Origin of the sequence: Rubrobacter marinus, from assembly GCF_011492965.1 — a bacterium.
GTDB classification, from domain to species: domain Bacteria; phylum Actinomycetota; class Rubrobacteria; order Rubrobacterales; family Rubrobacteraceae; genus Rubrobacter_F; species Rubrobacter_F marinus.
Window position 1 is genome coordinate 494,731 of sequence record NZ_CP045121.1, and the last position, 26,617, is coordinate 521,347.

Below are 26,617 nucleotides of genomic sequence, written 5' to 3' on the forward strand. Positions count from 1 at the left end.
CCCCGCGGAGGTCGTCGTGCCGATCGGGGACGACTGCGCCGTCCTGCGCCTCGGAGACGGGCTCTGGGTGGCCGCCGCCGACATGCTCGTCGAGGGGCGCCACTTCGAGGCCTCCTGGGCCACGCCCCGGGACGTCGGGTTCAAGGCCGTCGCCGTCAACGCCTCGGACGTCGCCGCGATGGGGGGGACGCCCCGCTTCGTCCTCGCCTCCGGCGGCGGCGCCGACCCCGAGACGACGCTCGGCTGCATGGAGGGGCTCTTCGAGGCCTGCGAGGAGTTTGGGGCGTACCCGCTCGGGGGCGACACGACCGGCTCCCCGCAGCTTGTGGTGGACGTGGCGATCCTCGGCGAGCTCCGGGGGCCGCCCGTCCTCCGCTCCGGCGCCCGGGCCGGGGACCTGCTCGCCGTCACCGGCGAGCTCGGCGCCTCGGCGGCCGGTCTCCTCGCCCTCATGGGCGGCGACGATCGGGAACGTCTCGTCCGCAAGCACCTCCGTCCGGAGCCGCGGGTCCTCGCGGGGAGGGCGGCGGCGAGGCTCGGGGCGCGGGCCATGATCGACCTCTCCGACGGCCTCGCCTCGGACGTCCGGCACGTCTCCGAGAGGAGCGGCGTTCGCTGCTGCGTCGACCTCGGCCTCCTCCCCGTAGCCGACGACGCCCGCGAGTACGTCTCGTCCCTGGGCCGCGACCCCGAGATGCTCGCCGCGACCGGCGGCGAGGACTACGAGCTCCTGATCTCCGCCCCGGAAGGGGTCATGGAGGCGCTCGCGGAGGAGTCCGACGTGCCGGTGACCGTCGTCGGGGAGGTGGTGCCCGGAGACGGGGTGGTCTTCCTCCGGGACGGCGAGCCGGTCGGCGACCTCTCCGGCTGGGACCACTTCCGCAAGGGATAGCGGGTTCGTCGCCGTTCGCCCCGGGTATGGTCCGAACAGACGTCGAGGGGAGGACCAACTCTTGCCATACGAGAACCTGAGCGACCTTCCGGAGAGCGTGAGGAGCAACCTGCCCCACCACGCGCAGGAGATCTACCGCGCCGCGTACAACTCGGCCGAGGAGCAGTACGGCGAGGAGAGCCGGGCCCACCGCGTGGCCTGGAGCGCCGTCGAGAACAAGTACGAAAAGGGCGACGACGGCAAGTGGGTGGAGAAGTAGAGACCTGCGGGGGACCGGCTCCGCCCCACTCCTAACGGCCGGTCAACGAGCCAGCGCGTGCCGCGTTAGCGCACCCGGCTGGGACGAGCGGAGACCGAGCCCTCGCTTTCGCGGATGAGCCTCCGGCCGAACAGGACGAAGGCCGCACCCAGCGCGAGGAAGGCGAGGTCGAGGGCGAGGCGGGCGAGGCCGGGCGGCAGGCTGTCCAGGACGTGGTGGATGCCGAGCAGGTGGTAGTTGACGATCCCCTCGACGAGGTTGAAGATGCCCCAGCCCATCAGCAGCGCCCCGACGAGCGTCCTCGTCGGCGGCAGGGCGTCCGAGGCGCGGGCGGCTCGCCACAGCAGCAGGACCCCCGCTATCGTGAAGGCGTAGGTCGCGACGTGGAACAGGCCGTCCCAGAGCGTGTTCAACTCGAGGCTTCCGACGCTCGTCGGGGGGCTGGTCGCGGTCAGCATGTGATGCCACTGGAGGACCTGGTGCAGCACGATGCCGTCGAAAAATCCCCCGAGGCCCAGGCCGAGGATCACGCCCGCGGTAACGAATCTTCTGAGATCCATGACCCCCCGTGTACCCTGCCGCGCCCACCGGGTAACCCGGCCGATGGGGAGACCTTCGTCCTCACCTCCTCCGCAGGGACCCAGGCGCCGTAGGGCTGCGCCGGGCGTTCCGGCTCCGCGCCGGCGGTGCCGAAGCTCTAGCCTCCGGAGCGCACCCGGCCGCGAGGCCGCGCGAGAACGCGGTTTCGCCACGAGCTCGGGGGGCTTGCTCTCGTGCGTCGCGCGCACGGGGGCGCATGCGGGCCGGTCCCGGTCCGGCGGGACATACGCCCAGCGGAGAGTTGGCCCCTTTGTGGATACCGGCGTTCCTCGCTGCTTGTTAGGTTCGAGCCAGACCACCGAGCCGCGAGGAGGCAGGATGATAAGCGACGCGAAGACGAAGTTCGAGGGCACGGCGCTCGGAGCTTTCAGGGCCGGACTGAGGGGCGAGGCCTACGCGCCCGGCGAGGAGGGCTACGACGGGGCGCGCAGCGCCTGGAACCTCGCCGTCCACCAGGAGCCCGCGCTCGTGGTGATGGCGGAGGATGCGGCTGACGTGCTCGCCGCGGTCCGCTTCGCTCGCGCGCGGGGCCTCGGCGTCGGCGTGATGGCGACCGGGCACGGCGTCGGCGCCGCCTGCGACGGGGGCGTCCTGATCAACACCTCGCGCATGCGGGGCGTGAGCGTCGACCCCGGGTCGCGGACGGCGAGGGTGGAGGCCGGCGCGAAGTGGTCCGACGTCGTGCCGGAGATCCAGAAGTTCGGGCTCGCGGGCCTGGTGGGGTCCACCACCGACGTGGGCGTCGTGGGCTACACCATGGGTGGCGGCTTCGGCTGGCTCGGGCGCCGGTACGGCCTCAACTCCGGGACCATGAGGGAGGCCGAGGTCGTAACGGCGACCGGCGAGCTGATCAGGGCGAGCGCCCACGAGAACGCGGACCTGTTCTGGGGCCTGAAGGGCGGCGGGGGCAACTTCGGGATCGTCACCTCGCTCGAGCTCGACCTCTACCCCCTGGAGACCGTCTACGGCGGCAACCTCTTCTACGGGTTGGAGAGGGCGAGGGAGGTGCTGAACCTCTACCGCGAGTGGGCGGAGACCCTCCCGGACGAGATGTCGACGGCGGTTGCGTTCCTGAACTTCCCGCCGATCCCGGAGCTCCCCGAACCTTTACGCGGCGGGTCTTTCGTCGCCGTGCGCGGCTGCTACTGCGGGGACAGCCCCGAGGAGGGCGAGGATCTGCTCCGGCCCGTGCGCGAGGGCCTGGGCGAGCCCGTCGTGGACGCGTTCGGGGTCATGCCCTACGCGGCGATGGACTCCATCAGCATGGACCCGGTCGACCCCATAGGGGCCTGCCAGAGCGCCGAGATGCTGCGCGACCTCACGCCGGAGGCCGTGGACGCGCTGGTCGAGGTGGCCGGCGCGGGCTCGCCCCTGATCATGCTGGAGATCCGGCAGCTCGGCGGGGCGCTCTCCCGCGTTCCGGGGCACCTGAGCCCGTTGGGCCGCGGCGAGGCCCGCTACAGCATGAACGGGGTCGGGGCCGCCTTCTCGCCCGAGATGGTGCGGGGCGTGAGGGCGTACCTCGCCCGCCTGGCGGAGGAGACGCGCCCGCACCAGACGGGCGAGACGTACGTCAACTTCATGGAGGGCGACGACGCGAGCGAGGAGCGCGTGCGGGCGGCCTACCCGCCCGAGGACTGGGAGCGCCTCGTCGCGCTCAAGGACCGCTACGACGGGGAGAACCTGTTCCGCTTCAACCGCAACATCGCCCCGTCGCCGGCGAGGGACGGCGAAGCGGCCCCCGGCGCCGGACGCCGGGGTTAGGGCGGACCTGGAGGCGCAAGAGCCGGCCGGGGCCTTCGGGCACCCCACGGGTGGGGCCCCGGACCGGGACCACAAACGAGGCTCGAGAAAGGAGACGAAGGACATGATCTACGGACTGCTGCGCAACGAGGAGGCCAACACCGCCGTGGTGCTCGCCCTCGGAACGGCCATCGTGGCGCTCGTCGCCAACGGCTCCGGTTCCCCGAAGCTCGGCCGGATCTTGTCGGGCGCGCTGTCGAACCCGGTGCCCCGGAGCCTCCCCAGGGTCGAGGCCGCGGGCGTACCCGCACCGGAGCACGTCTTGGCCTAAGGCCGGGTACCCCACGAGGACGGGCGCGCAGGACGACCGAGGAGGTTGCCGTGACGGAGCTGAGGGGTCCGCAGGACCTCCCGGGCGGCGGTGAAGGCCCCGCCGCCCGGGAACTCGCCGGGGACGTCTGCGTGGTACGCGCGATGTACGGGGCGCTCGATCAAGGAGACGACGGTAACTTGGCCGGCTGGGCGGACCCCGGGATCGGCTGGGTGGATCCCCTGAGCGCCGTCCTGCCCTTCGACGGCCTGCGGCGCGGCTGGCCGTCCGTCCTGCGCAGCGCCTTCCGCCGCGACCCGTCGGGGAAGGGCCCGCGGGTCTCGCCGGAGACCTTTCTGGAGTTCGGAGACGGCGTACTCGTCGTGGGACGTTTTCTGTGGGCCGGGCGCAAGGCGGACGAACCGTTCGTGCACGAGTGCTTCGTGCGGGGCGGGAAGGTGGCCCTGATCCGGGAGTACCGGGCGCTCTGAGCCGCCCGCGACGGAACCGAAGCCCACCGCACACCCTGCGAAGCCGTGAGCGGCTCACCGGCATCGTAAGGCCACGAGGGACGCCACGGATGGTGGCGTCCCTCGCACTTTTGGCGGACGTCTCGAGCGTCGCCTCACGGTGAGGGGGTAGGCCGGGACACCACCGGCGCGAAGCGGGGTGGAGCGAGGACCGGTAGTGGGGTTATCCTTGAAGCCGTCCGTCGTCGCGCGGGACGAGTGGCGTGCGGCAACCCCTCGGGAAGGAGCGAGAAGAGGTGGCCTTGAAAGCGGCGCGGCTGGTGAACCTTCTCCTGGCGGGGATGCTGACCGGCAACGAGTTCAGCGGGCTCATGGCGATCTACCCGGCGCTTGGCCGGCTGTCGCCGCTGGCCCGCCTGCAGGCGGAGCAGGAGATCTACCGCCGCTACGGCAGGATCATGCCTTTCTACATGAGCTCTACCATTGCATCTTTCCTACCCGTACTGCTCCTCCTGCGCAGGCCGGGCTCTTCCGCTTTCCGCTTCACTCTAGCCGGGATGGCGTGCTTCGTCGCGATGCTCGTCATCACCCTGACCAGGAACCTGCCGATCAACAAGCGCATCGAGGAACTGCCCCCGAGGAGGCATCCGTCGAGGAGTTCCGGGAGCTCAGGGAACGCTGGGACCGGCTGCACGCCGCCCGCAACCTCTTGAACATCGGCGGGCTCGTCTTTACGTGTCTGGGGGCGTTGTCGCGGGGCGGATCCGAAGAGCGCGGATGAGGACCGGGACGGAGATCTACCCGATCTTGCGCTGTTCGTGACCCCCGCCGCTCCGTCCTACCCTACCCCACGGGCCACCCTTCGAGTTTCCAGGCCGCGTCCCAGAACATCCACTCGTAGCGGCTCGTGGTGACGAAGGCCTCCATGACGCGGGCTCTCTGGGCGGGGTTCAAGCCGTCGCAGGCGCCGTCGGTGAGGTCGAGGACGGCCTCGACGAGGGTGCCGAACTCCTCGCCGCCGTAGGTGTCGATCCACCTCTGGTAGCGGGGGGTCGGGGAGCCGCGTTCGCGCAGGGTCTTGCCGACGCGCTCGTAGATCCAGTAGCACGGCAGCACCGCGCCCAGAACCTCCGGGTAGTCGCCCAGGGTGGCCGTCCTGAGCAGGAAGCTGGTGTAGGCGAGCGTGGTGGGGGCCGCCGCGGTCCCTTCCGCCTCCTCCCTGGCGACGCCGAGATCCTTCAGGAAGCCTTCGTGCAGGCTCCTCTCCACGGCGATGGCGCCGACCGCGTGCTCGTCGAACATGACGAGGGCGCTCTCGTCCCGGGAGCGGACCCCGGCGAGGCTGAGGGCGCGGGCGTACTCCCTCAGGTAGAGGGCGTCCTGAAGGACGTAGTGGCGGAAGCACTCCTCCGGGAGCGTGCCGTCCGTGAGGCCGCGGAGGAACGGGTGGTCGAGCACCTCCCGGTAGATGCTCTCGATGGAGCGCCACAGCTCGCCCGTAAAACCCTCGCGCCCGGTCGTCCCCGCAACCTCGGTCATGCAACCTCCAGAGCTCGTTCTCCCGGGGGCCACTCTAACCCGACGGGGGACCCCACGCCCGTTTACACCGCCGTTATGGGCGAGCATAATGCGCCGGGATCTGGTCGAACCGGCACTTGGGAGGGGCGCGTATGAGACGGGCATGCTACTGGGGTACATCATCGTCCGGGGCGCGCGGCTCCAGGCTCTTGTGGCTGGCGCTCTCCGCCTTCTTCGCCTTCGCGCTGGGCCTGCTCGCCGCCGCCGGTCCGTCCGGCGCGCAGACGAACGACGGCGCGTTTCTCCTCCGCGAGGGGACGCCGCCCCCGGGGGCGAACGACCCGTCCTGCCGCCCGAGCGCCGAGCATCCGTACCCGGTGGTGCTCGTCCACGGCACCTTCGAGACGATGGACCAGAACTGGGCGGTCCTCTCCCCGAGGTTGCGGGCGGCGGGCTACTGCGTCTACGCCCTCAACTACGGCAACCGCGGGCTCGGGCCCATCCAGGACTCGGCGCGCGAGCTGGACAGGTTCGTGGACGGCGTGCTCGGCCTGACGGGGGCCAGAAAGGTCTCGCTCGTCGGCCACAGCCAGGGCGGGATGATGCCGAGGTACTGGATCAAGTACCTCGGAGGTAAGGTCTTCGTCGACGACCTCGTCGGCATCGCGCCCTCCAACTACGGCACCGAGCTCGGCCAGCCCGACTTCCGGGCCGCCCTCGGCATCCCGAACCCGTGCGTCGCCTGCGAGCAGCAGCGCGCCGGCTCGCAGTTTCTGAGGAGGCTCAACGCGGGCGACGACACGCCGGGGACCGGCTCGTTCACCCAGATCGCGACGGACGACGACGAGATCATCGTCCCCTACACCCGCTGCTTCCTCAGGGGCGAGAGGCGCACCGAGAACGTGACCCTCCAAGACTACAACGCGGGCCTGCCCGTCACCCACCAGAACATCTACAACGACCCGTTCGCCCAGAGGCTCGTCTTCGACGCCCTGGACAACCCGGGCCCGCGAACCCGGAACGCGCCTTCGCCTCGCCGCTCTAGGGAGCGCACCTGCCCTTAGAAGCCGAGGAGGAGAGCCCCGGAGACGATCTCCGGGGGCTCTCCTCCTTTGACCTACCGAGGTGTCCGAGGGGACGTCGCCCTACGGCAGGGCGGTTTAGTGTTCGATCCACTCCACGTAGGCGTACTTGTCGGTGGCCGGTATTTGCGTCTCGAGCCACGTCGGGAACCAGGAGTTGACGTAGAGCTGCATGGGCTCGTCCGGGATGCCGCCCTCGTAGCGCTGCATCTCCTCGCCGTCGACGTAGAAGACGACGGAGTCCTCGCCGTAGAAGAAGGCGTAGTCGTGGAAGTCCTCCGTGGGGTCGAAGGGGAGCTTCTTCTCCTCGGTGTGCGTCTGCTCGCCGTCGGCGTAGGTCGTGAAGAGGATCTTGCCGGACGGCTCGTTGAAGATCTCGATGTCGATCTCGCTCTCGAGGTCCGGCGGCTCGTAGAGGAAGAAGCCCGTGATGGAGGAGGGGGCGTCGGGGACCTTCATGCGCGCCGTGTACATCGAGCCCGGGCGGTGGAGCTTCTCCGACTCGATCTCCCCGCCGCTCACGGTGCCCGCCGGCAGCGCGAGCCGGACCTTCCCATCCTCCATCGAGACGTTCTCCGAGCGGATCTTGCCGCGCCCGAGCTTCCGGTCCGTCGCCTTCCACCCGGCGGGCAGAGCGCCCCCCTCCGCGAACTCCTCCGGCGGCGCCTCGGAGACCCGGAACGCCGACTCCTCCTCGCGGTTGTCGAGGCGCTCGGCCCCCGCCTCCGGGTCCTCGCTCCAGACGGAGACGCGCGCCGCGTAGTAGCCGGGCGCCTCCAGCGGCGGCGTGCGAAGCTCCGTCTCGGGCGACTCCTCGCCGGGGCCGGCCTCGACCGGGACGACGAGGGCGTCGATCCACCCGCCCTCCGCGTCCCGGACGCTGTAGCCGACGGAGAACGTGTGGGCCTCGGAGCCGGTATTCTTTATCCGCACGGAGGCGACCGCCGGATCGCCCGGCCTCACCTCGCCCGCGGCGGGCTCGAAGGCGACGATCTCGGCCGGAAACAGCGGGCCGTCAGGCCCGCGGCCGGGCATCTCGCAGCCCGTGGCGAGCGCGACCGCGAGGAGCAGCGCGAGGAACCCAAGGGGTCGCACCGGGCTCTGGTCTCCTCCTCGTACCGGGGCGGGGGAGAAGAGGGCAGCGGTTCGTGTGCCGAGGCTCAAGAGTTGGGGCTCCTCTCTCGGGAACCCGCCGGCCGGCTCGCGGCGTCCCGTTCCGTCCCGGACGGCGCGTACCGCAGGGCGGCTTCCAGGGCACGAAACCTCTCGGATTCCAGGAAGTCGTGTACGTAGACCTTGCCGCCGCGGCTCTTCGCGTAAGCCGCGATCTCCTGCGCGTCCTTCGGGTCCGGCGACTCCGCGTCGAGCGTCCTAAGCGTGAACGTGAGGCCGTTCTCCTCGGCTATCCTGCGCTCCTCCTCTATCCAGGGAGCATCGTCCGGGTTCTCGGGGTCGAGGGTCGAGATTACCTCCTCGACGTCCCGGCGTACCACGAAGTTGAACCACTCTTCCTCCGTCGGGTAGGGGCCGAGGACGACCTGCTCGCCGTCGAAGGGGACCAGCCTGCCGCGCTCGAAAGCCTCGGGTAGGGGCTCGAGCTTCTCCGGCGCGGGCGTCTCCCCGGCGCCGTCGAGCATCTGTCGGACGTAGTCCACCCGGTGCTTGCCGAGGTAGCAGTGAACGTAGTAGCGCTTCTCGTCGCCGGCGGTCAACTCCTCGATTTCGCGCAGGGCGCTCTCGTTGTCGCTGATCCAGGGCAGCATGGGGTAAGAGTGGATCGGGATGCCGGCCTCCTCGCCGTTGCCCAGCTCCTTTTTCAGAAGGACGTTCTCGAAGGGGATATCCGGGTTGAGCAGCGTGATCACGCCGTCGTAGCCTTCGTCCTTTAACTCCTCGATCCTCCGGGCGTCCGGGTAAGAGCCGTATGTGAAACGCTCGCCCTCGATGTTCTCTTCGGTCATCTCGCCGAGGGCGACCATGAAGTCGGTGTCGAGCAGGAAGTAGAAGGTGGCGAGCGAAGCGAGCGCCGTGATGCCGAGTACGCCCAGACCGGCGGGAACGGCGCGCCCCCGCGAGAGGAAGAACCAGCTGAAGAATGCGGTCGCGCAGACGCTGATCAGGGCCCAGCCGAACACGAGGGCGGCCAGGGCTACGTCTACCGCGCCCTGAGAGGTCCCCCGGTCTGCGAGCCACTGTTCGAAAGGCACCAGAAAGAACAGCAGGTACAACACCCCACCCGCGAACCCGAAGAAAAGGAGGAACGCGAGCCGGAGCAGCCATCTCCTCCACCCCCTCACCGGTCGGGACCCTTGCATCGCATCTACCATCGCTCCTCCTGGGCCACCTCTCTGCTCCTCGTGGCGTACGCCGCGCACATCACGCCGCTCCCTGACCGCGCTTCTTCGGCCCCTTGCCCTTCGCCGGATCGAAGCCCTGACGCGCCATGTCGCCCCAGGACTGGTTTTTGCGCAGGAAAGAGACGATGGCGTAGGCGCGCCAGATCGTGTTCAGCTGGCGGTAGCCGAAGTTCTCGAGGACGCCGTAGACCGTGAGCTTGACGATGTCCGACCAGCTCGGGTAGCGGTTCAGGCGCAGCTCCTCGAGGAGGACGGCCGCCACCGAGAGCAGGACCCCGAGGCCGACCGCCGCGATAAAGAAGGCGATGGCGAACTCGACGTAGAGGTAGCCGAAGGCCAGGCCGAGCACGAGGGCCAGGTAGCCGAGGAGCTCTATGACGGGGCCGGCGAACTCGAAGAGAAAGAAGTACGGCATGGCGAGCATGCCCACGGCCCCGTACCTCGGGTTGAAGAGCATCCTGCGGTGCCTGATGAGCGTGTCCATCAGGCCCCGGTGCCAGCGGTCGCGCTGGCGCCTCAGGACCTTCAGGTTCGCGGGGACCTCCGTCCACGAGACCGGGTCGGGGACGAAGGCCACCCGGTAGTCCTCGCCGCGCTCGCGCAGGGTGCGGTGGATCCTGGTGACGACCTCCATGTCCTCGCCCACCGTGTCGTGGGCGTAGCCGCCCGCGTCGATAAAGTCCTGGCGGCGGAACATGCCGAAGGCGCCGGAGATGATGAGGAGGGCGTTCATCACCGCCCAGCCCGTGCGCCCGGCCATAAACGCCCTGAGGTACTCGACGATCTGGAAGTTCGGGATGGACTGGTTCGGCGTCGCTATCTTGACGACCCTCCCCGCCTCGACCTCGCAGCCGTTCGCGACGCGCACGATGCCGCCCACCGCGACGACCTTGCTCGACTCGATCATGGGCCGCGCGAGCCTGAGGAGGGCGTCCTCGTCCAGGATGATGTCCGCGTCGATGCAGCAGACCAGGGGGTAGCTCGCCGCGCAGATGCCGACGTTCAGGGCATCCGCCTTGCCGCCGTTCACCTTGTCTATGACGATCATGCGCTCCGAGGCCGAGGAGTAGACGGACTTTATGGGCTGCGTCTCCAGCTGGATCCTGACCGGCTGGTCCGACTCGGAGAGGTCGAACTCCTCGCGCAGGACGTCGATGGTCCGGTCCTTGGAGCCGTCGTTGACGACCACGATCTCGAAGAGCGGGTACTGCAGCGAGAGAAACGATCGCACGCTCGCGGAGATCGTCGCCTCCTCGTTGTAGGCCGGCACGATCACCGAGACGGGCGGGGCGTAGTTGGAGGTGAAAAGCTCCGCAAATCCCGAGAACACCTCCTTGCGGCTGTAGCTCGAGATCTCGAAGAAGGAGATCGCGTACAGCACGAGGTAGAACGCGTTGAGGAGCACGAAGTAGCCGAGGATGGCGTAGTTGACCGCCAGCACGAACCACTCGAAGCTCACCGCTCGCCCCCCTCGGCCGCGTCCACGGCCGCGACGCCGTCCGCGGGGACGCCGTCCGCGGCGGTTCCGTCCGTCGTCCCTTCGGGGGCGGGAGATCGGAGGGCTCCTCGTCCCCGACGGGACGCCGTGTTGGGCGAGCATCTCGCGCAGCAGGGCGCGGTTCTCGCCCTCGGGGAGGGCCCGGGCCAGGTCTCTGAGGTAGCGGGTGGAGCCCACCCTTACGAGGGTGGAGACGGTATCCCTCGCCCTCTCGCCGCGCTTCCCGGGCTTCGAGAGGTTGCGGACGGCGCGGCGCGTGAAGCCGCGGACCTCCATCGTGGCGGCGGCGCGGTCGCGGGCGTAGCGGTCGTCGTTGTGGAGGAGATCCAGGAGCGCCGCCTCGCCCTCGGGTCCCATGTTGGCGAGGGCGAAGCAGGCGTTGCGGCGCACCCACCACGCGTCGTCCGAGCCCATCTCCTTCAGCCTCGGCACCGAGGTGACCTCCCCGATCATGCCCAGGGCGTTGGCCGCCTGCGCCCGGACGGGCCACGCCGCGTCGCGGGTGCAGGCGAGGAGCGTCGGCACGTCCTCGGGGTCCCCGATCTTGCCGAGGGCCAGCGTCGCCTGCGCCCGGACGTCCGTCTCGGCGCCGTTCCTGGCCGCCTGCTTGAGGACCCCGCGCGCCTCGGCGGCCCTGAGGTTGCCCAGGACCTGCGCGGCCATCACGGGCCCGTTCAGCTCGCGGGTGCCGAGCGAGGCGATGTCGGCGAGCGACTCCTTGAGCGGCCCCACCGAGGGGTGGCCGACCCGCTCCAGGTTCTCCGCGACCCTGAGGCGCGTGATCTCGGACGGCGCGTCGAGCGTGCGCGCCAGCGAGCGCACGGCCTCCTCGCTCCCGATGCGCGCCAGGGCGCGGGCGGCCACCGCCCGCACCGTCTCGTCGTCGTCGACGAGCAGCGCCGAGATGGGGCCCGCGACCCTGGCGCCCCCGAAGTAGCCGAGGTTCTCGGCCGCCCGCGCCCGCTTCCAGCGCCTGCGCGAGCGGAGCGCGCCGAGGTAGAGGCCGACGAGCCCGAGGTCGTCGGCGAGCTTCATCAGGTACTCCCGCCCGGCCCCCCGGAGGAGCGCCATGCGCTCGACGATGAGGGTCGAGAGGAATCGGTCTCGCTGCCAGGGCCTGAGCTTCTCGAGCTCGGGTTGCGGCTCGTTCGTGAGGAGGTAGCGCTCCAGCGCGGGCTCTATGAGGCGGTAGTACGAGTTGTACCAGGCTTCCCGAAGGGCACGCATGGCCTTCACGCTGACCGTGATCGCCACCATCAGCGAGATCAGGACCAGCATCGCCACGATCGCCAGTTCTACGAATCTCATCTCATCCACCCACCAGGCCATCTGTTGCGTCTACACAGCAGTTATCGTCTTCTGGCCATATGGCCTTTAGTCTACTAGGATACCGTCTCGTAAAACGCGGACACTGCAAGCAAGATCGGGGGGTACTCTTCTGGACTTCGAGGGCGCGAGCATACTGGTCGCCGACGACGACCGGGTGGTCAGGAGGATCGTCGTCGCCAAGCTCTACGGCCTGGGCTACGAGGTCGAGGAGGCCGAGGACGGCCAGGAGGTGCTGGAGATTCTGGAGGAGGGGGAGATCCCGGACCTCCTGATCACGGACAGCAACATGCCCCGGGTGAACGGCCTGCAGCTCGTCAGGCGCCTGCGCGAGAGCGAGGACGCGGCCCTGTCCTTGCTGCCGATCATCATGCTCACGGCCCGCCAGAGCGAGCGCGACATCATCCAGGGGCTCGAGACCGGGCTGGACGACTACGTGATCAAGCCGTTCTCCCCCGACGAGCTCGCCGCGCGCGTCCAGACGGTGCTCTGGCGCTCGGGCAAGCGCCGCGACTCCGAGTAGGGCGACCCTCAGCCCTCCTCCGGGCCCTGCTCCCGCAGCCGGGCCGCAGCGGGTGCCTCCTCCTGCGCGCCGTAGACCGCGACGTTGTTCTTGCCCTTGTCCTTCGCCTCGTAGAGGGCGGTGTCGGCCTCTTTCAGGAGGTCGTCTATCGTCTTCTGCGCGCCGGAGGCGAGCTCGGCGAGGCCGCAGCTCACGGTGACGACGCCGAGAGGGGAGCCTTCGTGCGGGATCGCCAGCCCCTCCACCGCGCTCCGCAGGCGCTCGGCGGCGACCGCGGCCGAGCCCAACGTCTGCTCGGGGAGGATGGCCAGAAACTCCTCCCCGCCGTAGCGGTAGGAGGAGTCCCCGGTCCGGAAGGTCTCCAGCACGACCTCGGCGACCCTCCGGAGCACGTCGTCGCCCTTGAGGTGGCCGTACGTGTCGTTGTAGAGCTTGAAGTAGTCCACGTCGCACAGGAGGGCCGAGTAGCTGTGGCCGTAGCGCTCCACCCGGGCGCGCAGGGTCTCCAGGTCCTCCCGAAGCCTCAGCCTGTTGCCGAGCTTGGTCAGGGGGTCGCGCCGGGCCTGCTTGAAGAGCTCGAAGTTGAGCCTCTCCAGCTCCCGCTTCTGGCTGTTGAGCTGGCGGTGGAGGCTCGTGACGCGGGTGGCGGCCAGGAGGCGCGCCCCTAGCTCCTCGCGGTCGAGGGGCTTCGAGAGGTAGTCGTCGGCGCCGGCCTGCATCCCCTCGAGGAGGTGAGCCTTGTCGCCCAGGGCGGTGAGGAAGATGAAGAAGGGGTAGCCGTCCCGCTTGCCGTCGTAGCCGCGGACCTTCTCGCAGAGGGCGGGGCCGTCGAGCCCCGGCATCATCCAGTCGCTGATGATCACGTCTACCTCCGGGTTGGCGAGGTAGGCCTCCCAGGCCGCCAGCCCGTCGTTGGCCGCGGTGCACTCGTGCCCCAGCTTCTCGACGGCGCGCTTGAGGATCGCGCGGGAGACGGCGTCGTCTTCTGCTATCAGGACCCGCAAACTACTTCCCCTCCTTGAGCTCCTGGAGCGCCGGCTTGACCCTGGCGTACTCGAATTCTAGATCCTCGAGCAGCGCCCCGGCCTTCGAGAGATCTCCGGAGGTGCCGACGTCCTGGAGGCGCGACGCGATCTCGCTCATCCTGCGGGCGCCCATGTTGCCGGCGGAGCCCTTGAGGGTGTGCGCCGCCCGCTCGATCCCCTCGGCGTCGCCAGCGGCGACGGCCTCGCGCAGGGCCGCGAGGCGGGGCTCGGCGTCTTCGACGAAGAGCTCGACGAGCTCGGCGAGGATGTCCGGCTCGCCGTCCCCCGTGCCCCCGAGCTCGCGCAGCCCGGCGAGCACGTCGGGGTCGAGCGGGTCCTCGAGGCGGCCGTTGGCGACCGGGTCCGCCATGCCCGAGGCGACGTCCGCCGCGGCCTCCTCGCCGGGCTCGGCCGGCGCCGACACCCAGCGCTCCAGGACCTCGTTGAGCTCGGTGGGCTTCACGGGCTTGGCGACGTAGTCGTCCATCCCCGCCTCCAGCGCGGACGACCTGTCGCCCTCCAGGGCGTTGGCGGTCATCGCGATGACGGGCATCCTCCTCGCCCCGGCCGCCCCCTCGCGCCTGCGGAGCTCGCGGGTGGCGGCGTACCCGTCCATCTCCGGCATCTGCACGTCCATGAGGACCGCGGCGTACGGGGCCCCGCCCGAGATGGCGTCGAGGGCCTCGCGGCCGTTGCCAGCGAGGTCGACGCGGTAGCCGAGCCTCTCCAGCATCGCCGCCGCCACCCTCTGGTTCACCGGGTTGTCCTCCACCACGAGCAGGCGGGCGCCGCCGGCGCGCGGCACCACCTGCCGGAGGTTGTGGCGCGTGATCAGCGGGGTCTCGGCGGGCGTCCCGTCCTCTACCTTGCCGTGCGAGCCCATCACCGTGAGCAGGCACGTGTAGAGCTCGGACTGGCGGACGGGCTTGGTGAGGTAGGCGGAGATGCCCACGGCCCTCGCCTTGTCCCCGTCCCCTCGTTGGCCCATGGAGGTGAGCATCACCAAAGGGGTGGCGGAGAGCTCGGGGTCACCCTTGGCCAGGCGGGCGAGCTCCAGGCCGTCCATCCCCGGCATCTGCATGTCGATGATCGCGAGGTCGTAGGGGCCATCCGGACCTTTGCGGGCGGCGTTCATCTTCTCCAGGGCCTCCAGGCCGTTCTCCGCCTCGTCGTCGCGCATGCCCCAGGCGGAGACCTGCTTGTGGAGGATGGTGCGGTTGGTCTCGTTATCGTCGACCACGAGGACGCGCAGGCCCCTGAGGTCGGCGCGCGGGGAGATGGGCTCCGAGACCTCCTGCTGCTTGTTGAACCGGGCGGTGAAGGAGAAGGTGCTCCCCTCGCCGGGGGCGCTCTCGACCCAGATCTCGCCGCCCATCAGCCCGACGAGCTGCTTGCAGATCGCGAGGCCCAGGCCCGTCCCGCCGTACTTGCGCGTCGTCGAGGCGTCCGCCTGGGAGAAGGAGCGGAAGAGGCTCGCCGCCTGCTCCTCCGTCAGGCCGATGCCGGTGTCGGAGACGTCGAAGCGCAGCACCAGGCCGTCCTCGCCCTCCTCGATGGCGGAGGCGCGCAGGTTCACCTCGCCCTCCTGGGTGAACTTGATGGCGTTGCCCAGCAGGTTCGTCAGCACCTGCCTCAGGCGGAACGGGTCGCCCCTCACCGCCGTCGCGACGCCTGGCTCGACGAAAGCGTTCAGCTCCAGGCCCTTGGCGTGGGCGCGCTCGGCGAGCAGGTAGGCCACCTCCTCGACCTCGTAGCGCAGGTCGAAGTTGATCTCCTCCAGCCTCATCGCCCCGGCCTCTATCTTGGAGAAGTCGAGGATGTCGTTGATGATGTGCAGCAGGTTCTCCCCGAGGAGCGCACGGTCTCTGCGAACTCGCGCTGCTCGGGGTCCAGAGGGGTGTCCATGAGCAGCTCGGTCATGCCGATGACGCCGTTCATGGGGGTGCGGATCTCGTGGGACATGTTGGCCAAAAAGTCCGACTTCGCCCTGTTCGCCGCCTCCGCCGCCTCCTTCGCCTCTTCGAGCTCCTCCTTTGTCCTCAGAAGCTCCCTGGTTCGCTCCTCGACGCGGCGCTCCAGCCCTCGTTGAGCTCCCGGATCGCCGCCTCCGCCCGGCGGCGCTCGGTCTCGTCGTGGGCCGAGGCGAGGACGCCCGCGACTTGGCCGGAAGCGTCGCGGTAGACGGTGGCGTTGTAGACGACGGGGTGAGGTGGCCGTCGGTGCGCCGGATCTCCAGGGGTAGTCGCGCATGTAGCCCTGCTGGAGGACCTGCGCCAGCCCCTCGCGGGCGCCGTCCTCGTCCGCGATGTATCCGAAGATGTTCGTCCCGATCAGCTTCCTGCGCGAGAGCCCGGTCAGGTCGGCCATCGCCGGGTTGGCGTCGAGGATCTTCCCGTCGGTGGCCACGGTGGTCAGGGCGTCGAGGTTCACGTCGAAAAGCTGGCGGTTGTAGCGGACGAGCTGCTGGATCTCCTCCTCCGCTCTCTTGCGCTCCGTTATGTCCTTGGCGATGCCGTAGACGCCGACGATCTCGCCGCCAACGATGATCGGCAGCTGCGTCATCGCGATCTCGACCCTGTGGCCGTCCTTGTGGACGATGGTCATGTCGTAGGTCTGGGGCCTGCCCCTGCGCGCCACCGCGAAGCGCCGGGCTGCGCTCATGCGGCCCTCCGGCACGATAAGCTCCGCGCTGTTCTTCCCGATGAGCTCCTCGATGCGGTACCCGGTCACGACCTCCGCCGCGGGGTTGGCGGTGGCGAAGCGGCCGTCGAGGTCCAGGGAGTAGACGCCGTCGGGGTTGTCCCTGAAGAGGGACTTGTAGCGCTCCTCGCTCTCGGCGAGCTGGGCGGTGCGCTCCTCGACGCGCCGCTCCAGCCCCTCGTTGAGCTTGCGGATCTCCTCCTCCGCCCGCACGCGCTCCGTGACGTCGATGGAGACCCCGATGATGCCCGAGACGAGGCCCGAAGCCTCCCGGACGGGGGAGTAGTGGGTCTCGTAGACGATGCCGGACACCTCGAACGTGGAGTTGAAGGCCTCGCCCCCGAGGGCCCGGGCGGCGTTCTCGCGGACCTGTGGCGAGTCCGGGTAGATCTCCAGGATGGAGCGGCCGACGAGGTCGTCGGGGCTCGCGCCCAGAAGCTCGAGGCCCTTGCCCTCCGCCAGGGTGAAGACGCCCTCGTCGTCGGTGGCGAAGAGCACGACCGGGGCGTTGGTGACGACCGTCCTGAGGCGGAGCTCGCTCTCCCTCAGGGCTCGCTCGGCCTCCCTACGCTCCGTGACGTCCACGATCGCGTGCACCGAGCCCTGGAAGCTGCCGTCGGCGCCCCAGATGGGCGACCCCGAGGAGGAGAGGATGCGGCGCTCCCCGTCGGCGGCGATGATGGGGAGCTCGTACTCGCTGCTCTCGTTCGCGCGGCGCCGGGCCCGCTGCTCGCGCGAGATCCGCATCCCCTCCTCGTCGAAGAAGTCGGTCAGCTTCCTGCCCTCGAGGTCCCCGGCCGTCACGCCGAAGATCTCCGCGTAGGCCGGGTTGCAGTAGGTGATGAAGTCGTCGGCGTCGATAAAGGCGATCCCCTCCTGCACCGTCTCCACCAGCCTGCGGTACTGCTCCTCGCTCTCCCTCAGCGCCTCCTCGTTCTCCCTGCGCGCGGTGATGTCCGCGAAAGTCACGACCGCGCCCACGGCCTCGCCGTTCTCGAAGATCGGGGTGCTGACGTACTCGACGGGGAAGCTCGTCCCGTCCTTGCGCCAGAACACCTCGTCGGCGACGCGATGCACCGCTCCGTCCTTGAGCGCCTCGTAGATCGGGCACTCCACGCGCGGGTAGTGCTCCCCGTCGGGCCTCGTGTGGTGTGTCAGGACGTGCATGCGCTCGCCGATAAGCTCCTCCGGCTCGAAGCCGAGCATGGACGACGCGGCCGGGTTGACGAACGCGGTCCTGCCGTCGGCGTCGAGGCCGTAGATGCCCTCGCCCGCGGAGTCGAGGATGAGCTTGTTCTGGCGGCTCAGGCGCCCGAGCTCCCGCTCCTCCTCCTGGCGTCGCGCGGCCATGGAGTTGAAGGCGACGGCCACCTCGGCGAGCTCGTCGCGAGAGCCGGGCTCGATCCTGTGGTCGAGGTCTCCGCCCCCGATCCTCGCGGCCCCCTCCTTGAGGCGGCGGACGGAGCGCATGATCCCGCGCCCTATCAGGGTCGAGGCGCCCACGCCGATGAGGAGCCCGACGGCGATCAGGCCGAGCAGCGAGAGGTAGACGTCGGAGATCTCCGAGGCGGCGACCCCCTCGGCCTCTTCGAGCTGCTGCCGCGTCCAGGGCTGGACCTCCTCGTCCAGGACGTCGTCGAGGTTGTCCTGCAACCTTCTGAACTCCTCCGTGTCCCTGAGGATGGAGGCGCGGAGGATCAAACCCTCCTCGGCGACGGAGGCCGTCTCCTCGAAACGCTCCTCCAGCTCCCGGGTCCTGGATTCCTCCTCCGCCGTCAGGTCCAGCCCCCTGTAGCGGGTGATCGCGCCGCGAACCTCGTCGACCTCGGTCAGGAAGTCCTCCCTGTACTCCTCCTCGGGGTCCTGCAGGTAGGCGATGAGCGAGTTGTTCGCGTTGGAGATGTTGGATTCGATCTCCGCAAGCGCCCTCAACTTGCCGGCGTCGGCCTCCGTGTCGCCCGCCGCCGCCAGCCCTTCCTCGACGAGCCCGTCCGTCGCGTCGAACTCCTCGCCGACCGTGGAGAAGAGCTCGTCCACGGCGTCCTTCTTGTCCATCAAAGTCTCGCCGAGGGCCACGTACTCGTCGTAGTTGGCTTGTATCCTCTCCCCCTGCTCGGCCCCCGTCGGGGTGTCGATCAGGACGTCGTACCTCCCTTGAACTCCTCAAAATCGGCGCGGTCGGACTGCGCCGCTTCGCGCAGCTCGGGATCACCGGTCTCCAGGTAGCTGAGGATGCTGCGGCCGATCTCGACCGTGTTGATCTCCATCTCGTAGGCCGTGGCCGCGGTGGGCTCCTCGACCGTCACTATCTCGTCGAGCGCCCCCGCGACGGACCGGACGCTGGTGCCCACGGCGAGCGCGGTCAGGAGGAAGATCAGGATCAAGATCCCGAACCCCAACCACAACTTGCGTGCTATCGTCATCTTGCTTCCTTTGTCTCTGCCCGAGGGTGCGTTTCGCGCCCGTATCCTTCACGCATTCATTATCGTACTTTCGTCCCGCCGGGTTTAATACGCCCGGACCCTCCCCCGCCCTAAAGGTTTTGCGCCGGCGTTCCGAAGAAGAATTATATGTCGAACGGGGCGGACGCTCGCCCGGCACAGCGAAGGAGCTTCGAGGGGTTGGATCACGCAAGCGCGGCACACGCGGGGATGGTGCACGTCTCCTGGGACGTGCGCCTGATCGCGCTCTCTTACCTCGTGGCCGTCTTCGCCTCCTACTCGGCGCTGGACCTGGCCGGCGTGGTCTCGTCGGCCCGGAGGGGCGCGGGCCGGGCCGCCTGGCTCTTCTTCGGGGCCGTCGCGATGGGCCTCGGCATCTGGTCGATGCACTTCACCGGGATGCTCGCCCTCGACATGGGCGTCGCGGTCTCCTACGACGTGCCCCTCGTCGTGGCCTCGGCGCTCGTGGCCGTGGCCGCCTCCGCCCTCGCCCTCTCCGTCGCGAGCCGCACGCGGATGTCGGCGAGGACCCTCCTCGCGGCGGGGCCGGTGATGGGCCTCGGCATCGTCGGGATGCACTACACGGGGATGGCCGCAATGCGGATGCCCGCGGAGACGAGCTACGACCCGCTCCTCCTCTCCCTCTCCGTGGCGATAGCGGTAGGCGCCTCGATCACGGCGCTGTGGCTGGCGTTCTCCCTGCGCAAGGACCGCGCCGCCGTCCGCAGGGGGTTGGCGCCCTGGTTGAAGCTGGGGGGCGCCCTCGTCATGGGCGTCGCGATATCCGGCATGCACTACACCGGCATGGCCGCCGCCCGCTACGACGCGACCGGCGAGAGCGGCGAGGGCTCGGCCGCCCTCGCCGAGCCCTTCTCCCTGGGCCTCGGCATCGGGGCGGCCACGATCCTGGTCCTCGGGCTCGCGCTCGCGGGCACCTTCGTCTCCGGGCGCTTCGCGCTGAAGTCGCGGGCGCTGGAGGAGTCGGAGCAGCGCTACAGCTCGCTCTTCCTGCACAACCCCGACGCCGTCTACTCGGCCGACCTGCGCGGCAGGGTGACCGCCGCCAACCCCGCCGCCGAGTCCCTGACGGGCCACCCAGCCGACGAGCTCGTCGGGAAGAACAGCGGGGACCTCGTCGTGCCCGAGGGGAGGGAGGCGGCGGCGCGGCGTTTCCGGCTCGTCGCCACGGGCGCGGCCCAGACCTACGAGACCGCGATCACGAACGCCACAGGCGAGAGGGTCGAGGTCAGCGTGACCAGCCTGCCGACCGTGGCGGCGGGCGAGATCGTGGGCGTCTACAGCATCGTGAAGGACGTGACCGCCCGCAAGAGGGCCGAGGCGGCCCTTCTGGGGCGCAACGACTACCTGGCCGCCCTGCACGAGACGGCCATGGAGTTTATGAGCCGCTCGGGGACGGAGCAGGTGCTCTCCTCCATAATCTCCCGGGCCGCCCGTCTCGTGGGGGTCCGCAGCGGCTACGCCTTCCTCGTCGAGCCGGGCTCCGAGGAGATCCGCGCGCGGGCGGGGGTGGGCGTCTACGCCTCGCGCGCCGGGGGCACAGGATGAGGCGCGGCCAGGGGCTCGGCGGGAGGGTATGGGAGAGCGGCGAGCCCCTCATCGTCAACGACTACCAGGGCTGGACGGGACGCGGGACCTGGCCCGGGGGGACGAGGAACGCCCGACCGCCGCCGTCGCGGTGCCCATAAAGTCTGCCGGGGAGGTCGCCGGCGTCATGGCCCTCGCCCACGAGGACGGCGGAGCTTTCGGCGACGAGGAGGTCGCCCTGCTGCAGAACTTCGCCGACTTCGCCGCCGTCGCCCTGCACAACGCCCGGCTCTACGAGGCGGCCGAGGGGGAGCTCGCCGAGCGCCGGAGGGCCGAGCGCGAGGTGCTCGAGCTCTCCCGCTACAACCGCAACCTCTTCGAGGTAAACCTGGACGGCCTCGCCGCCCTGAACCTCGACGGCGGCTTCGAGGACGCGAACCCCGCGATGGCGGACCTCGCGAACCTCTCGCGCTCCGGGCTCCTCGGGACCGACCTGCCCTCGCTCGCCGTCGACCCGGAGGCCGCGAGGACGGCCCTCGGGCTCGTGCGCGAGCAGGGCTACCTCAGGGACCACCCCCTCGAGCTCGAGCGACGGGACGCCCGCGTGCCGCGCCCGGTGCTGATGAACGCCACGCTCTTCAGGGACGGGAACGGCGAGGTCGCGGGCATCCTCGTCTCCGTCCGCGACATCACCGAGAGGCTGGAGGCCGAGAAGAAGCTCGCGGGGGCCGAGAAGGAGTACCGGTCGCTGGTCGAGCAGATCCCGGTCGTCACCTACACCCAGGAGATAGAGCACGGCAACGGCACGAGCTACGTCAGCCCGCAGATCAAGACCCTGCTCGGCTTCGCCCCCGAGGAGTACGTGCGGAACGGAGAGCTGTGGCTGGCTATCCTGCACCCGGAAGACAGGGAGAGGGTCCTGGCCGAGGACGAACGCACGGACCTCTCCGGCGAGCCGTTCCGGATGGAGTACCGCCTGATCTCGCGCGACGGCCGCGAGGTCTGGGTGCGAGACGAGGCGGTGATCGTGCGCGACGAGGACGGGGAGCCGCTCCACTGGCGCGGCGTGATGCTCGACGTCACCGAGAGCAAGGCCCTCGAGAGGGAGCTCGCCCACCAGGCCTTCCACGACTCGCTGACCGGCCTCCCGAACCGCGCCCTGTTCCAGAACCGCCTCGGCCACTCCCTCGCCCGCTCCGGCCGCGAGGGGAGCCGCGTGGCCGCGCTGTTCATGGACCTGGACAACTTCAAGGTCGTCAACGACTCTCTGGGCCACGAGGTCGGCGACGAGCTCCTGGTCTCCGTCGCCGGCCGGCTCACGGCCTGCTTGAGGCAGGGGGACACCGCCGCCCGCCTCGGCGGCGACGAGTTCGCGGTGCTGCTGGAGGACGTCGCCGGGGCGGACGACGCGGTAGTGGTCGCGGACCGGATCGCCGGGGCCCTCTCCGAGCCGTTCACGCTCGGGGGGAGCCAGGTCTACGTCAGCGCGAGCGTGGGCGTCGCGCTCGGGGGCGGAGCCTCGGAGGACGCGCCCGGGCCCGAGGATCTGATACGGCGCGCGGACCTCGCCATGTACGGGGCGAAAAAGAAGGGCAAGGCCGGCCACCAGGTCTTCGACCCCTCGATGAACGCCGCCGCGCACGCCCGTCTCGCCCTGGAGAACGACCTCCGGCGGGCCGTCGAGCGCGACGAGTTCAAGCTCTTCTACCAGCCGAAGGTCCGGATCTCGGGCGGCCCCTCCGGGGCGGAAGGGGGCGGCATCCAGGGCGTCGAGGCGCTCATCCGCTGGGAGCACCCCGAGCGGGGCCTGGTCTCGCCGGCGGAGTTCGTCCCCGTCGCCGAGGAGACCGGACTCATCGTGCCCATAGGCCGCTGGGTGCTCGAGGAGGCGTGCCGCCGCGCGGCGGGGTGGCAGGGCGTCGGGGAGGCCGGAGATCCCTTCGTGATGGGGGTCAACCTCTCCGCCAGGCAGTTCGCCGACAAGGGCCTCGTCGGCGACGTCGCGCGCGTCCTGCGGGAGACCGGCCTGGCCCCGGAAGCCCTGGACCTCGAGATCACGGAGAGCGTGGTGATGGACGACGCCCCCGCGACCGCCAACATCTTCCGCGAGCTCAAGGACCTCGGCGTCCGGCTCTCCATCGACGACTTCGGGACGGGCTATTCTTCGCTCGCCTACCTCAGGCGCTTCCCCGTCGACTACCTGAAGGTCGACCGCTCCTTTGTCGGCAACATCGGGCGGACCGGCGAGTCCTCCGAGGACGTCGTGATCGTCGGTGGGATCGTCTCCCTCGCCCGGGACCTGGGCCTGCGAGTGGTCGCCGAGGGCGTCGAGACGGCCGAGCAGCTCGCGCGCCTCCGGGAGATGGGCTCCGACCTCGCCCAGGGCTTCTACTTCTCCAGGCCCCTCCCCGAGGGCGCGATGGACGAGCTGCTCCGGTCGTCCTGGGGAGCGGAGACGGGCCTCGGGGCTAACCTCTCGGGAGGCGCACCGTAAAGGTCGTGCCCTCTCCCACCACGCTGTCGACCGAGACTGTCCCGCCGTGCTTCTCGGCGACGTGCCGGACGATGCTCAGGCCGAGGCCCGTGCCGCCGGTCTCCTTGGAGCGGGCCTTGTCCACCCGGTAGAAGCGCTCGAAGATCCGGGGCAGACTCCCCTCCGGGATGCCTATCCCCGTGTCCGAGACGCGCACCGAGACCTCGTCCTCGCTCGACTCCCCCTCGACGTCCACCCTCCCGCCGGGAGGGGTGTATTTTACGGCGTTCTCCACGAGGTTGGCGAACATGGAGGTCAGCTGCGTCTCGTCGCCCAGGATGGCGTAGAGGCTCGCGTTCCCCGAGCGCCTCCACGAGAGGGTGATGTTCTTGCGCTTCGCGGCCGGCCTGAGGCGGGCGAGCACCACCATCAAGACGCTCCGGACGTCGACCTCCGCGGGGTTCTGCAGCCCCTCCTCGCTCTCCAGGCGGGCGAGGTCGAGGAGGTCTGAGGTGAGCTGGGCGAGGCGCTCCGTCTCGCTCTTCAATCGCTGGGCGAAGAACCGGGCCTGATCCGGGTCCTCCTCCAGAATCTCCACGAGGCTCTCGGCGAGCAGCTTGAGGCTCGTCGCCGGGGTCTTCAGCTCGTGCGAGACGTTCGCCACGAAGTCCCGCCGCATCCTGTTGACCCGCTTGAGCTCGCCGAGGCTCACGGCATCGGTCTCCCCCATGCCCGCCTCCACGAAACCGGCGTCGTCGGGCGCGAGCTCCGGGGGCCTCTCCCCGGGCGAGGTCTTATTCCGGTCGCTCGTCCGGTCCATCGCTCCGCCCCGCCGGCACCGCCTCGAACCGGTAGCCCAGGCCCCGTACAGTGTGGACGTACTCGTAGGCGCTCCTCTCGGCGAGCGCCGCGCGGATACGCCGGATGTGCACGTCGATGGTGCGCGAGGAGCCGACCCCCGCGTGCCCCCAGACCTCCTTGGCGAGGTCCTCGCGGCTCTTCAACTCCCCCGGCCGAGCGGCCAGCGCCGCGAGAAGCTCGAACTCCTTCAGGCGCAGGTTGAGGGGCTCGTCCGCGACGCGGGCGGTAAAGTTCTTGGTGTCCAGCCAGAGGTCGCCGGCCTCGAGGATCTTGCCGCGAGCCCCCGGCGAGGAGACGCTGCGCTTGAGGTTCGCGTTGATCCTCGCCACGAGCTCCTTCATCCCGAAGGGCTTGGTCACGTAGTCGTCGGCCCCGGCCTCGAAGCCCCGGACCTTGTCCTCCTCGGCGTCCTTGGCGGTGACCATCACGATGACCACCTCGCGGTCCTCTTCCCGGATCTTCTCGCAGACCCGGATGCCCGACTCGCCGGGGAGCATGATGTCCAGGAGGATCAGGTCCGGACGCAGCCTTCGTGCGAGCTTCAACGCCTCCGCCCCGCTCGTGGCCTTGCTTACCCCGAACCGCTGGCGGCTCAGGTTGTAGGCCAGGGTGTCCAGGATCGCTGCGTCGTCCTCGACGATCAGGATCTCCGCCGTGGCAACCGCGCTCGCGCCCAAAGCTTCTCAACCTCCGTCTCGCCGGACTCCGCGCGAGAGTATAGCCCATTGCTACAACCGGCTCGTAGTCCGCATCTCCCTGCGAGCCTCGTGCATCGGCGCCGGTAGGGCTAGCAGCGCACGCCGGCGAGAGCGGCGCGGGGAGCGGCGGATTGGTCCGGGACCGGCCGGTGCGGGCGGGGGGCCCATCGGGCGTCTACAATGCGCCGCGTGAAAGTACGCGTGGAGAAGATGACGGTGCGCACGAAGCGTGCGTTCGCCATAGCGCGTGGCTCCTCCGACTCCTTCGAGCGCGTGGTCCTGACGCTGGAGGAAGGCGGGCACACGGGTCGCGGCGAGGCGGCCCCCACGGGCTACTACGGGGGGGACGCGGAGACCGTCGCGGAAGCCTCGAGCGCCGTGGAGATCCGCGACCCCTGGGATATCGAGGGGACGCTCCGGGCGAACGAGGGCCTGAACCCCTCCGCCCTCGCCGCGCTGGACGCGGCGCTGCACGACCTCGCCGCGAAGAGGCTCGGCGTTCCCGTGTACAGGTTGCTCGGGCTGGCCCGTCCCGAGCCGCAGAGCGCCTTCACGCTCGGGATAGCGGACCCCGAGACGACCGTTGCGGAGGCGAGGCGACTCTCCGCTCTTCCGATCCTGAAGATGAAGGTGGGGGGGAGGGGCGACGTCGAGACGGTCCGGGCGGTCGCGGGCTTCTCGGAGGCCACACTCTGGGTGGACGCGAACGAGGCCTTCTCACCGGACGAGGCGCCGGGGGTGGCCCTGGAGTTGAAGGAGATGGGCGTGGCGATGGTGGAGCAGCCCGTACCGGCCTCCCTGGGGCCGGGTGCGATCGGGGCGGTGACGGAGGCCGTCCGGCCCCTGCCGGTGATCTCCGACGAGGGTGCGGTGAACGCAGGAGACGTGCCGGCCCTCGCCGGGCGCGTCACGGGGGTCAACGTGAAGCTCGCGAAGTGCGGCGGGATCCGGCGGGCGCTGGAGCAGATCCACGCCGCCCGAGCCTGCGGGATGATGGTTATGCTCGGCTGCATGGTGGAGACTTCCCTCGGGATTGCCGCCGCCGCCCAGATCTCCGGCCTCGTCGACTTCGTGGACCTCGACGGGGCGATGCTCCTCGCCGACGACCCCTTCGCCGGGCCCTCCTACGAGAACGGCCGCATCCTCCTGCCGGACGCCCCTGGCCTCGGCGTGGAGCCCCTGTGACGGCGCCGCGCCGCCGCTACGCCATCCTGGCCGACGGCTGGTTCGCCAACCGCCACGCCAAGACCGCGCACGGCCTGATCCGCTACGGCGGGGACGAGGTTGCCTGCGTCATCGACTCGACCCTCGCGGGCCGGCGCGTCTCGGACGTGATGTCCAACCTCCACGAGCCCGCGCGCGGGGAGACGCCGATCGTCGCGGGCCTCCGGGAGGCCCTGGAGCTCCGGCCCACCTCGATCCTCGTCGGGCTCGCGCCGGCGGGCGGGCGTCTCCCGGAGGAGTGGATGCGCACCCTGCGCGAGGCGGCGGCGGCCGGGCTGGAGATCGTCAGCGGCCTCCACCAGCGCCTCGCCCCCGAGCTCCCCGGAGCGAAGGTCTGGGACGTAAGGGAGCCGCCGGAGGGCCTCCCGATCTTCTCGGGGGAGGGCTTCGGGATCGAGCCGGTGGTCGCGACGGCGGTCGGGACGAGCAGCGCCATCGGCAAGATGACGGCCGTCCTGGAGATCCAGCGGGCGGCAATCGAGAGGGGCACGAGGGCGGAGTTCGTCCCGACGGGGCAGACGGGCGCCGTCATCGCCGGCTGGGGCATCTGCATCGACGCCGTCGTCTCCGACTTCGCCGCCGGGGCCTCCGAGAGGCTCGTGCTGGAAGCGGCCACAAGGTCGCCCGATCTGATCCTGGTCGAGGGACAGGGCTCCATCGCCCACCCCGCCTACTCCGGCGTCACCACCGCCCTCCTCCACGGCTCCTGCCCGGACTGCCTGATCCTCTGCGCCGACGCCCACGGCCCCGAAGACGAGCTCTTCCCCGGCGTCCCCTTCCCGGAGCCGAAGGAGATCTCCCCGCGCTACGAGGAGCTCGCCGCCCTCGTGAAACCGGCCCCCGTGGTTGCCGTCAGCGTGAACACGAGCGCCCTGGGCGACGCCGAGGCGGAGGCCCTCGTGGAGCGCATCGCCACGGAGACCGGCCTCCCCACCGCGGACCCGGTGCGCGGCGACGCCACGCCGATACTCGACGCGCTCCTCAAGGCGCCCAAGACGCGCCCCGCGGCCCGCTAGCCCCTCCGCGGGCGCTGCGTTACAGGCCCGTTAAAAATTATATGTTTGCTGAAGCA

23 protein-coding genes are annotated in these 26,617 nt (G+C 70.0%); 12 read left to right on the top strand and 11 right to left on the bottom strand.

The annotated features are described in order from the left end of the window. Nucleotides 1–16 precede the first annotated feature (16 nt). Both thiL and GBA65_RS02565 read left to right on the top strand, forming a co-directional pair. Nucleotides 17–892: a thiamine-phosphate kinase gene (thiL, locus tag GBA65_RS02560; protein ID WP_166394798.1), complete on the top strand. Its 876-nt coding sequence runs from the start codon at nt 17–19 to the stop codon at nt 890–892. 61 nt (nt 893–953) lie between these two features. Further along, complete coding sequence (locus GBA65_RS02565; RefSeq protein ID WP_166395242.1) at nt 954–1,151, top strand: ChaB family protein; 198 nt, start codon at nt 954–956, stop codon at nt 1,149–1,151. Nucleotides 1,152–1,216: 65 nt separating this feature from the next. Here the strand turns inward: GBA65_RS02565 and GBA65_RS02570 are convergent, their stop codons facing one another. Then, nucleotides 1,217–1,711, bottom strand: a complete 495-nt coding sequence (locus GBA65_RS02570) for a DUF2243 domain-containing protein (RefSeq protein ID WP_166395243.1) — start codon at nt 1,709–1,711, stop codon at nt 1,217–1,219. A 358-nt stretch (nt 1,712–2,069) separates the two neighbouring features. Between GBA65_RS02570 and GBA65_RS02575 the strand changes: the two genes are divergently transcribed. The 4 genes from GBA65_RS02575 (at nt 2,070) to GBA65_RS02590 (ending at nt 4,987) form a co-directional block, all read left to right on the top strand. Further along, nucleotides 2,070–3,515, top strand: a complete 1,446-nt coding sequence (locus GBA65_RS02575; protein WP_166395244.1) for an FAD-binding oxidoreductase — start codon at nt 2,070–2,072, stop codon at nt 3,513–3,515. A gap of 103 nt (nt 3,516–3,618) precedes the next feature. Beyond that, entirely contained in the window at nt 3,619–3,825 is a 207-nt protein-coding gene (locus GBA65_RS02580) for a hypothetical protein (protein ID WP_166395245.1), read from the top strand. Between the two features lie 50 nt (nt 3,826–3,875). Continuing rightward, complete coding sequence (locus tag GBA65_RS02585; protein ID WP_166395246.1) at nt 3,876–4,295, top strand: nuclear transport factor 2 family protein; 420 nt, start codon at nt 3,876–3,878, stop codon at nt 4,293–4,295. 275 nt (nt 4,296–4,570) lie between these two features. Further along, nucleotides 4,571–4,987: an anthrone oxygenase family protein gene (locus GBA65_RS02590; protein WP_166395247.1), complete on the top strand. Its 417-nt coding sequence runs from the start codon at nt 4,571–4,573 to the stop codon at nt 4,985–4,987. A gap of 130 nt (nt 4,988–5,117) precedes the next feature. Here the strand turns inward: GBA65_RS02590 and tenA are convergent, their stop codons facing one another. Further along, on the bottom strand, nt 5,118–5,813 hold the full coding sequence (tenA, locus tag GBA65_RS02595; protein ID WP_166395248.1) for a thiaminase II: 696 nt from the start codon (nt 5,811–5,813) through the stop codon (nt 5,118–5,120). 188 nt (nt 5,814–6,001) lie between these two features. Here tenA and GBA65_RS02600 point away from each other — a divergent pair, with 188 nt between their 5' ends. Beyond that, nucleotides 6,002–6,856, top strand: coding sequence for an esterase/lipase family protein (locus GBA65_RS02600; RefSeq protein WP_166395249.1), 855 nt, complete (start codon nt 6,002–6,004; stop codon nt 6,854–6,856). A gap of 96 nt (nt 6,857–6,952) precedes the next feature. On the opposite strand, the gene GBA65_RS02605 is transcribed toward GBA65_RS02600, so the two are convergent. From GBA65_RS02605 to GBA65_RS02615, 3 genes are all read right to left on the bottom strand, one after another. Beyond that, nucleotides 6,953–7,969 carry a glycoside hydrolase family 16 protein gene (locus GBA65_RS02605; RefSeq protein WP_166395250.1) on the bottom strand — a complete coding sequence of 339 codons (1,017 nt, stop codon included), beginning with the start codon at nt 7,967–7,969 and terminating at the stop codon, nt 6,953–6,955. A 65-nt stretch (nt 7,970–8,034) separates the two neighbouring features. Next, nucleotides 8,035–9,201 (bottom strand): hypothetical protein, encoded by a 1,167-nt coding sequence (locus GBA65_RS02610; RefSeq protein ID WP_166395251.1) that lies wholly within the window; start codon nt 9,199–9,201, stop codon nt 8,035–8,037. A gap of 49 nt (nt 9,202–9,250) precedes the next feature. Then, nucleotides 9,251–12,037, bottom strand: coding sequence for a HEAT repeat domain-containing protein (locus GBA65_RS02615; protein ID WP_166395252.1), 2,787 nt, complete (start codon nt 12,035–12,037; stop codon nt 9,251–9,253). Between the two features lie 175 nt (nt 12,038–12,212). Between GBA65_RS02615 and GBA65_RS02620 the strand changes: the two genes are divergently transcribed. Beyond that, on the top strand, nt 12,213–12,578 hold the full coding sequence (locus GBA65_RS02620) for a response regulator transcription factor (protein WP_166395253.1): 366 nt from the start codon (nt 12,213–12,215) through the stop codon (nt 12,576–12,578). Nucleotides 12,579–12,586: 8 nt separating this feature from the next. On the opposite strand, the gene GBA65_RS02625 is transcribed toward GBA65_RS02620, so the two are convergent. From GBA65_RS02625 to GBA65_RS02640, 4 genes are all read right to left on the bottom strand, one after another. After that, nucleotides 12,587–13,582, bottom strand: a complete 996-nt coding sequence (locus tag GBA65_RS02625; protein ID WP_166395254.1) for a GGDEF domain-containing response regulator — start codon at nt 13,580–13,582, stop codon at nt 12,587–12,589. 1 nt (nt 13,583) lies between these two features. Beyond that, entirely contained in the window at nt 13,584–15,389 is a 1,806-nt protein-coding gene (locus GBA65_RS02630; protein WP_166395255.1) for a response regulator, read from the bottom strand. Nucleotides 15,390–15,400: 11 nt separating this feature from the next. Continuing rightward, entirely contained in the window at nt 15,401–18,358 is a 2,958-nt protein-coding gene (locus GBA65_RS02635; RefSeq protein WP_166395256.1) for a PAS domain S-box protein, read from the bottom strand. An 80-nt stretch (nt 18,359–18,438) separates the two neighbouring features. Continuing rightward, entirely contained in the window at nt 18,439–18,726 is a 288-nt protein-coding gene (locus GBA65_RS02640; protein ID WP_166395257.1) for an MCP four helix bundle domain-containing protein, read from the bottom strand. Between the two features lie 198 nt (nt 18,727–18,924). On the opposite strand from GBA65_RS02640, the gene GBA65_RS02645 reads away from it, so the two are divergent. After that, the gene (locus GBA65_RS02645; protein ID WP_166395258.1) at nt 18,925–20,310 is read left to right on the top strand and encodes an MHYT domain-containing protein; all 1,386 of its coding nucleotides are present in this window, start codon (nt 18,925–18,927) and stop codon (nt 20,308–20,310) included. Nucleotides 20,311–20,338: 28 nt separating this feature from the next. Then, nucleotides 20,339–22,783 carry an EAL domain-containing protein gene (locus GBA65_RS02650; protein WP_166395259.1) on the top strand — a complete coding sequence of 815 codons (2,445 nt, stop codon included), beginning with the start codon at nt 20,339–20,341 and terminating at the stop codon, nt 22,781–22,783. Here the strand turns inward: GBA65_RS02650 and GBA65_RS02655 are convergent. Then, nucleotides 22,758–23,582, bottom strand: coding sequence for a sensor histidine kinase (locus GBA65_RS02655; protein ID WP_166395260.1), 825 nt, complete (start codon nt 23,580–23,582; stop codon nt 22,758–22,760). The two genes, GBA65_RS02650 and GBA65_RS02655, sit on opposite strands and share 26 nt — an antisense overlap. Further along, the gene (locus GBA65_RS02660) at nt 23,557–24,300 is read right to left on the bottom strand and encodes a response regulator transcription factor (protein WP_166395261.1); all 744 of its coding nucleotides are present in this window, start codon (nt 24,298–24,300) and stop codon (nt 23,557–23,559) included. The genes GBA65_RS02655 and GBA65_RS02660 overlap by 26 nt, the downstream gene beginning before the upstream one ends. Nucleotides 24,301–24,531: 231 nt before the next feature. On the opposite strand from GBA65_RS02660, the gene GBA65_RS02665 reads away from it, so the two are divergent. Continuing rightward, nucleotides 24,532–25,506, top strand: coding sequence for a dipeptide epimerase (locus tag GBA65_RS02665; RefSeq protein ID WP_228281849.1), 975 nt, complete (start codon nt 24,532–24,534; stop codon nt 25,504–25,506). Then, nucleotides 25,503–26,561 (top strand): DUF1611 domain-containing protein, encoded by a 1,059-nt coding sequence (locus tag GBA65_RS02670; RefSeq protein WP_166395263.1) that lies wholly within the window; start codon nt 25,503–25,505, stop codon nt 26,559–26,561. Before GBA65_RS02665 ends, GBA65_RS02670 begins: the two co-directional genes overlap by 4 nt. Nucleotides 26,562–26,617 lie beyond the last annotated feature (56 nt).

What these genes read in the sequence shown, in the direction of transcription:
- GBA65_RS02570 (WP_166395243.1), bottom strand. Translation starts at nt 1,711, where the DNA reads ATGGATCTCAGAAGATTCGTTACCGCGGGCGTGATCCTCGGCCTGGGC.
- GBA65_RS02575 (WP_166395244.1), top strand. Translation starts at nt 2,070, where the DNA reads ATGATAAGCGACGCGAAGACGAAGTTCGAGGGCACGGCGCTCGGAGCT.
- GBA65_RS02580 (WP_166395245.1), top strand. Translation starts at nt 3,619, where the DNA reads ATGATCTACGGACTGCTGCGCAACGAGGAGGCCAACACCGCCGTGGTG.
- tenA (WP_166395248.1), bottom strand. Translation starts at nt 5,813, where the DNA reads ATGACCGAGGTTGCGGGGACGACCGGGCGCGAGGGTTTTACGGGCGAG.
- GBA65_RS02610 (WP_166395251.1), bottom strand. Translation starts at nt 9,201, where the DNA reads ATGGTAGATGCGATGCAAGGGTCCCGACCGGTGAGGGGGTGGAGGAGA.
- GBA65_RS02615 (WP_166395252.1), bottom strand. Translation starts at nt 12,037, where the DNA reads ATGAGATTCGTAGAACTGGCGATCGTGGCGATGCTGGTCCTGATCTCG.
- GBA65_RS02630 (WP_166395255.1), bottom strand. Translation starts at nt 15,389, where the DNA reads ATGAGGCTGGAGGAGATCAACTTCGACCTGCGCTACGAGGTCGAGGAG.
- GBA65_RS02635 (WP_166395256.1), bottom strand. Translation starts at nt 18,358, where the DNA reads ATGGACAAGAAGGACGCCGTGGACGAGCTCTTCTCCACGGTCGGCGAG.
- GBA65_RS02640 (WP_166395257.1), bottom strand. Translation starts at nt 18,726, where the DNA reads ATGACGATAGCACGCAAGTTGTGGTTGGGGTTCGGGATCTTGATCCTG.
- GBA65_RS02650 (WP_166395259.1), top strand. Translation starts at nt 20,339, where the DNA reads ATGGGAGAGCGGCGAGCCCCTCATCGTCAACGACTACCAGGGCTGGAC.
- GBA65_RS02655 (WP_166395260.1), bottom strand. Translation starts at nt 23,582, where the DNA reads ATGGACCGGACGAGCGACCGGAATAAGACCTCGCCCGGGGAGAGGCCC.
- GBA65_RS02665 (WP_228281849.1), top strand. Translation starts at nt 24,532, where the DNA reads ATGACGGTGCGCACGAAGCGTGCGTTCGCCATAGCGCGTGGCTCCTCC.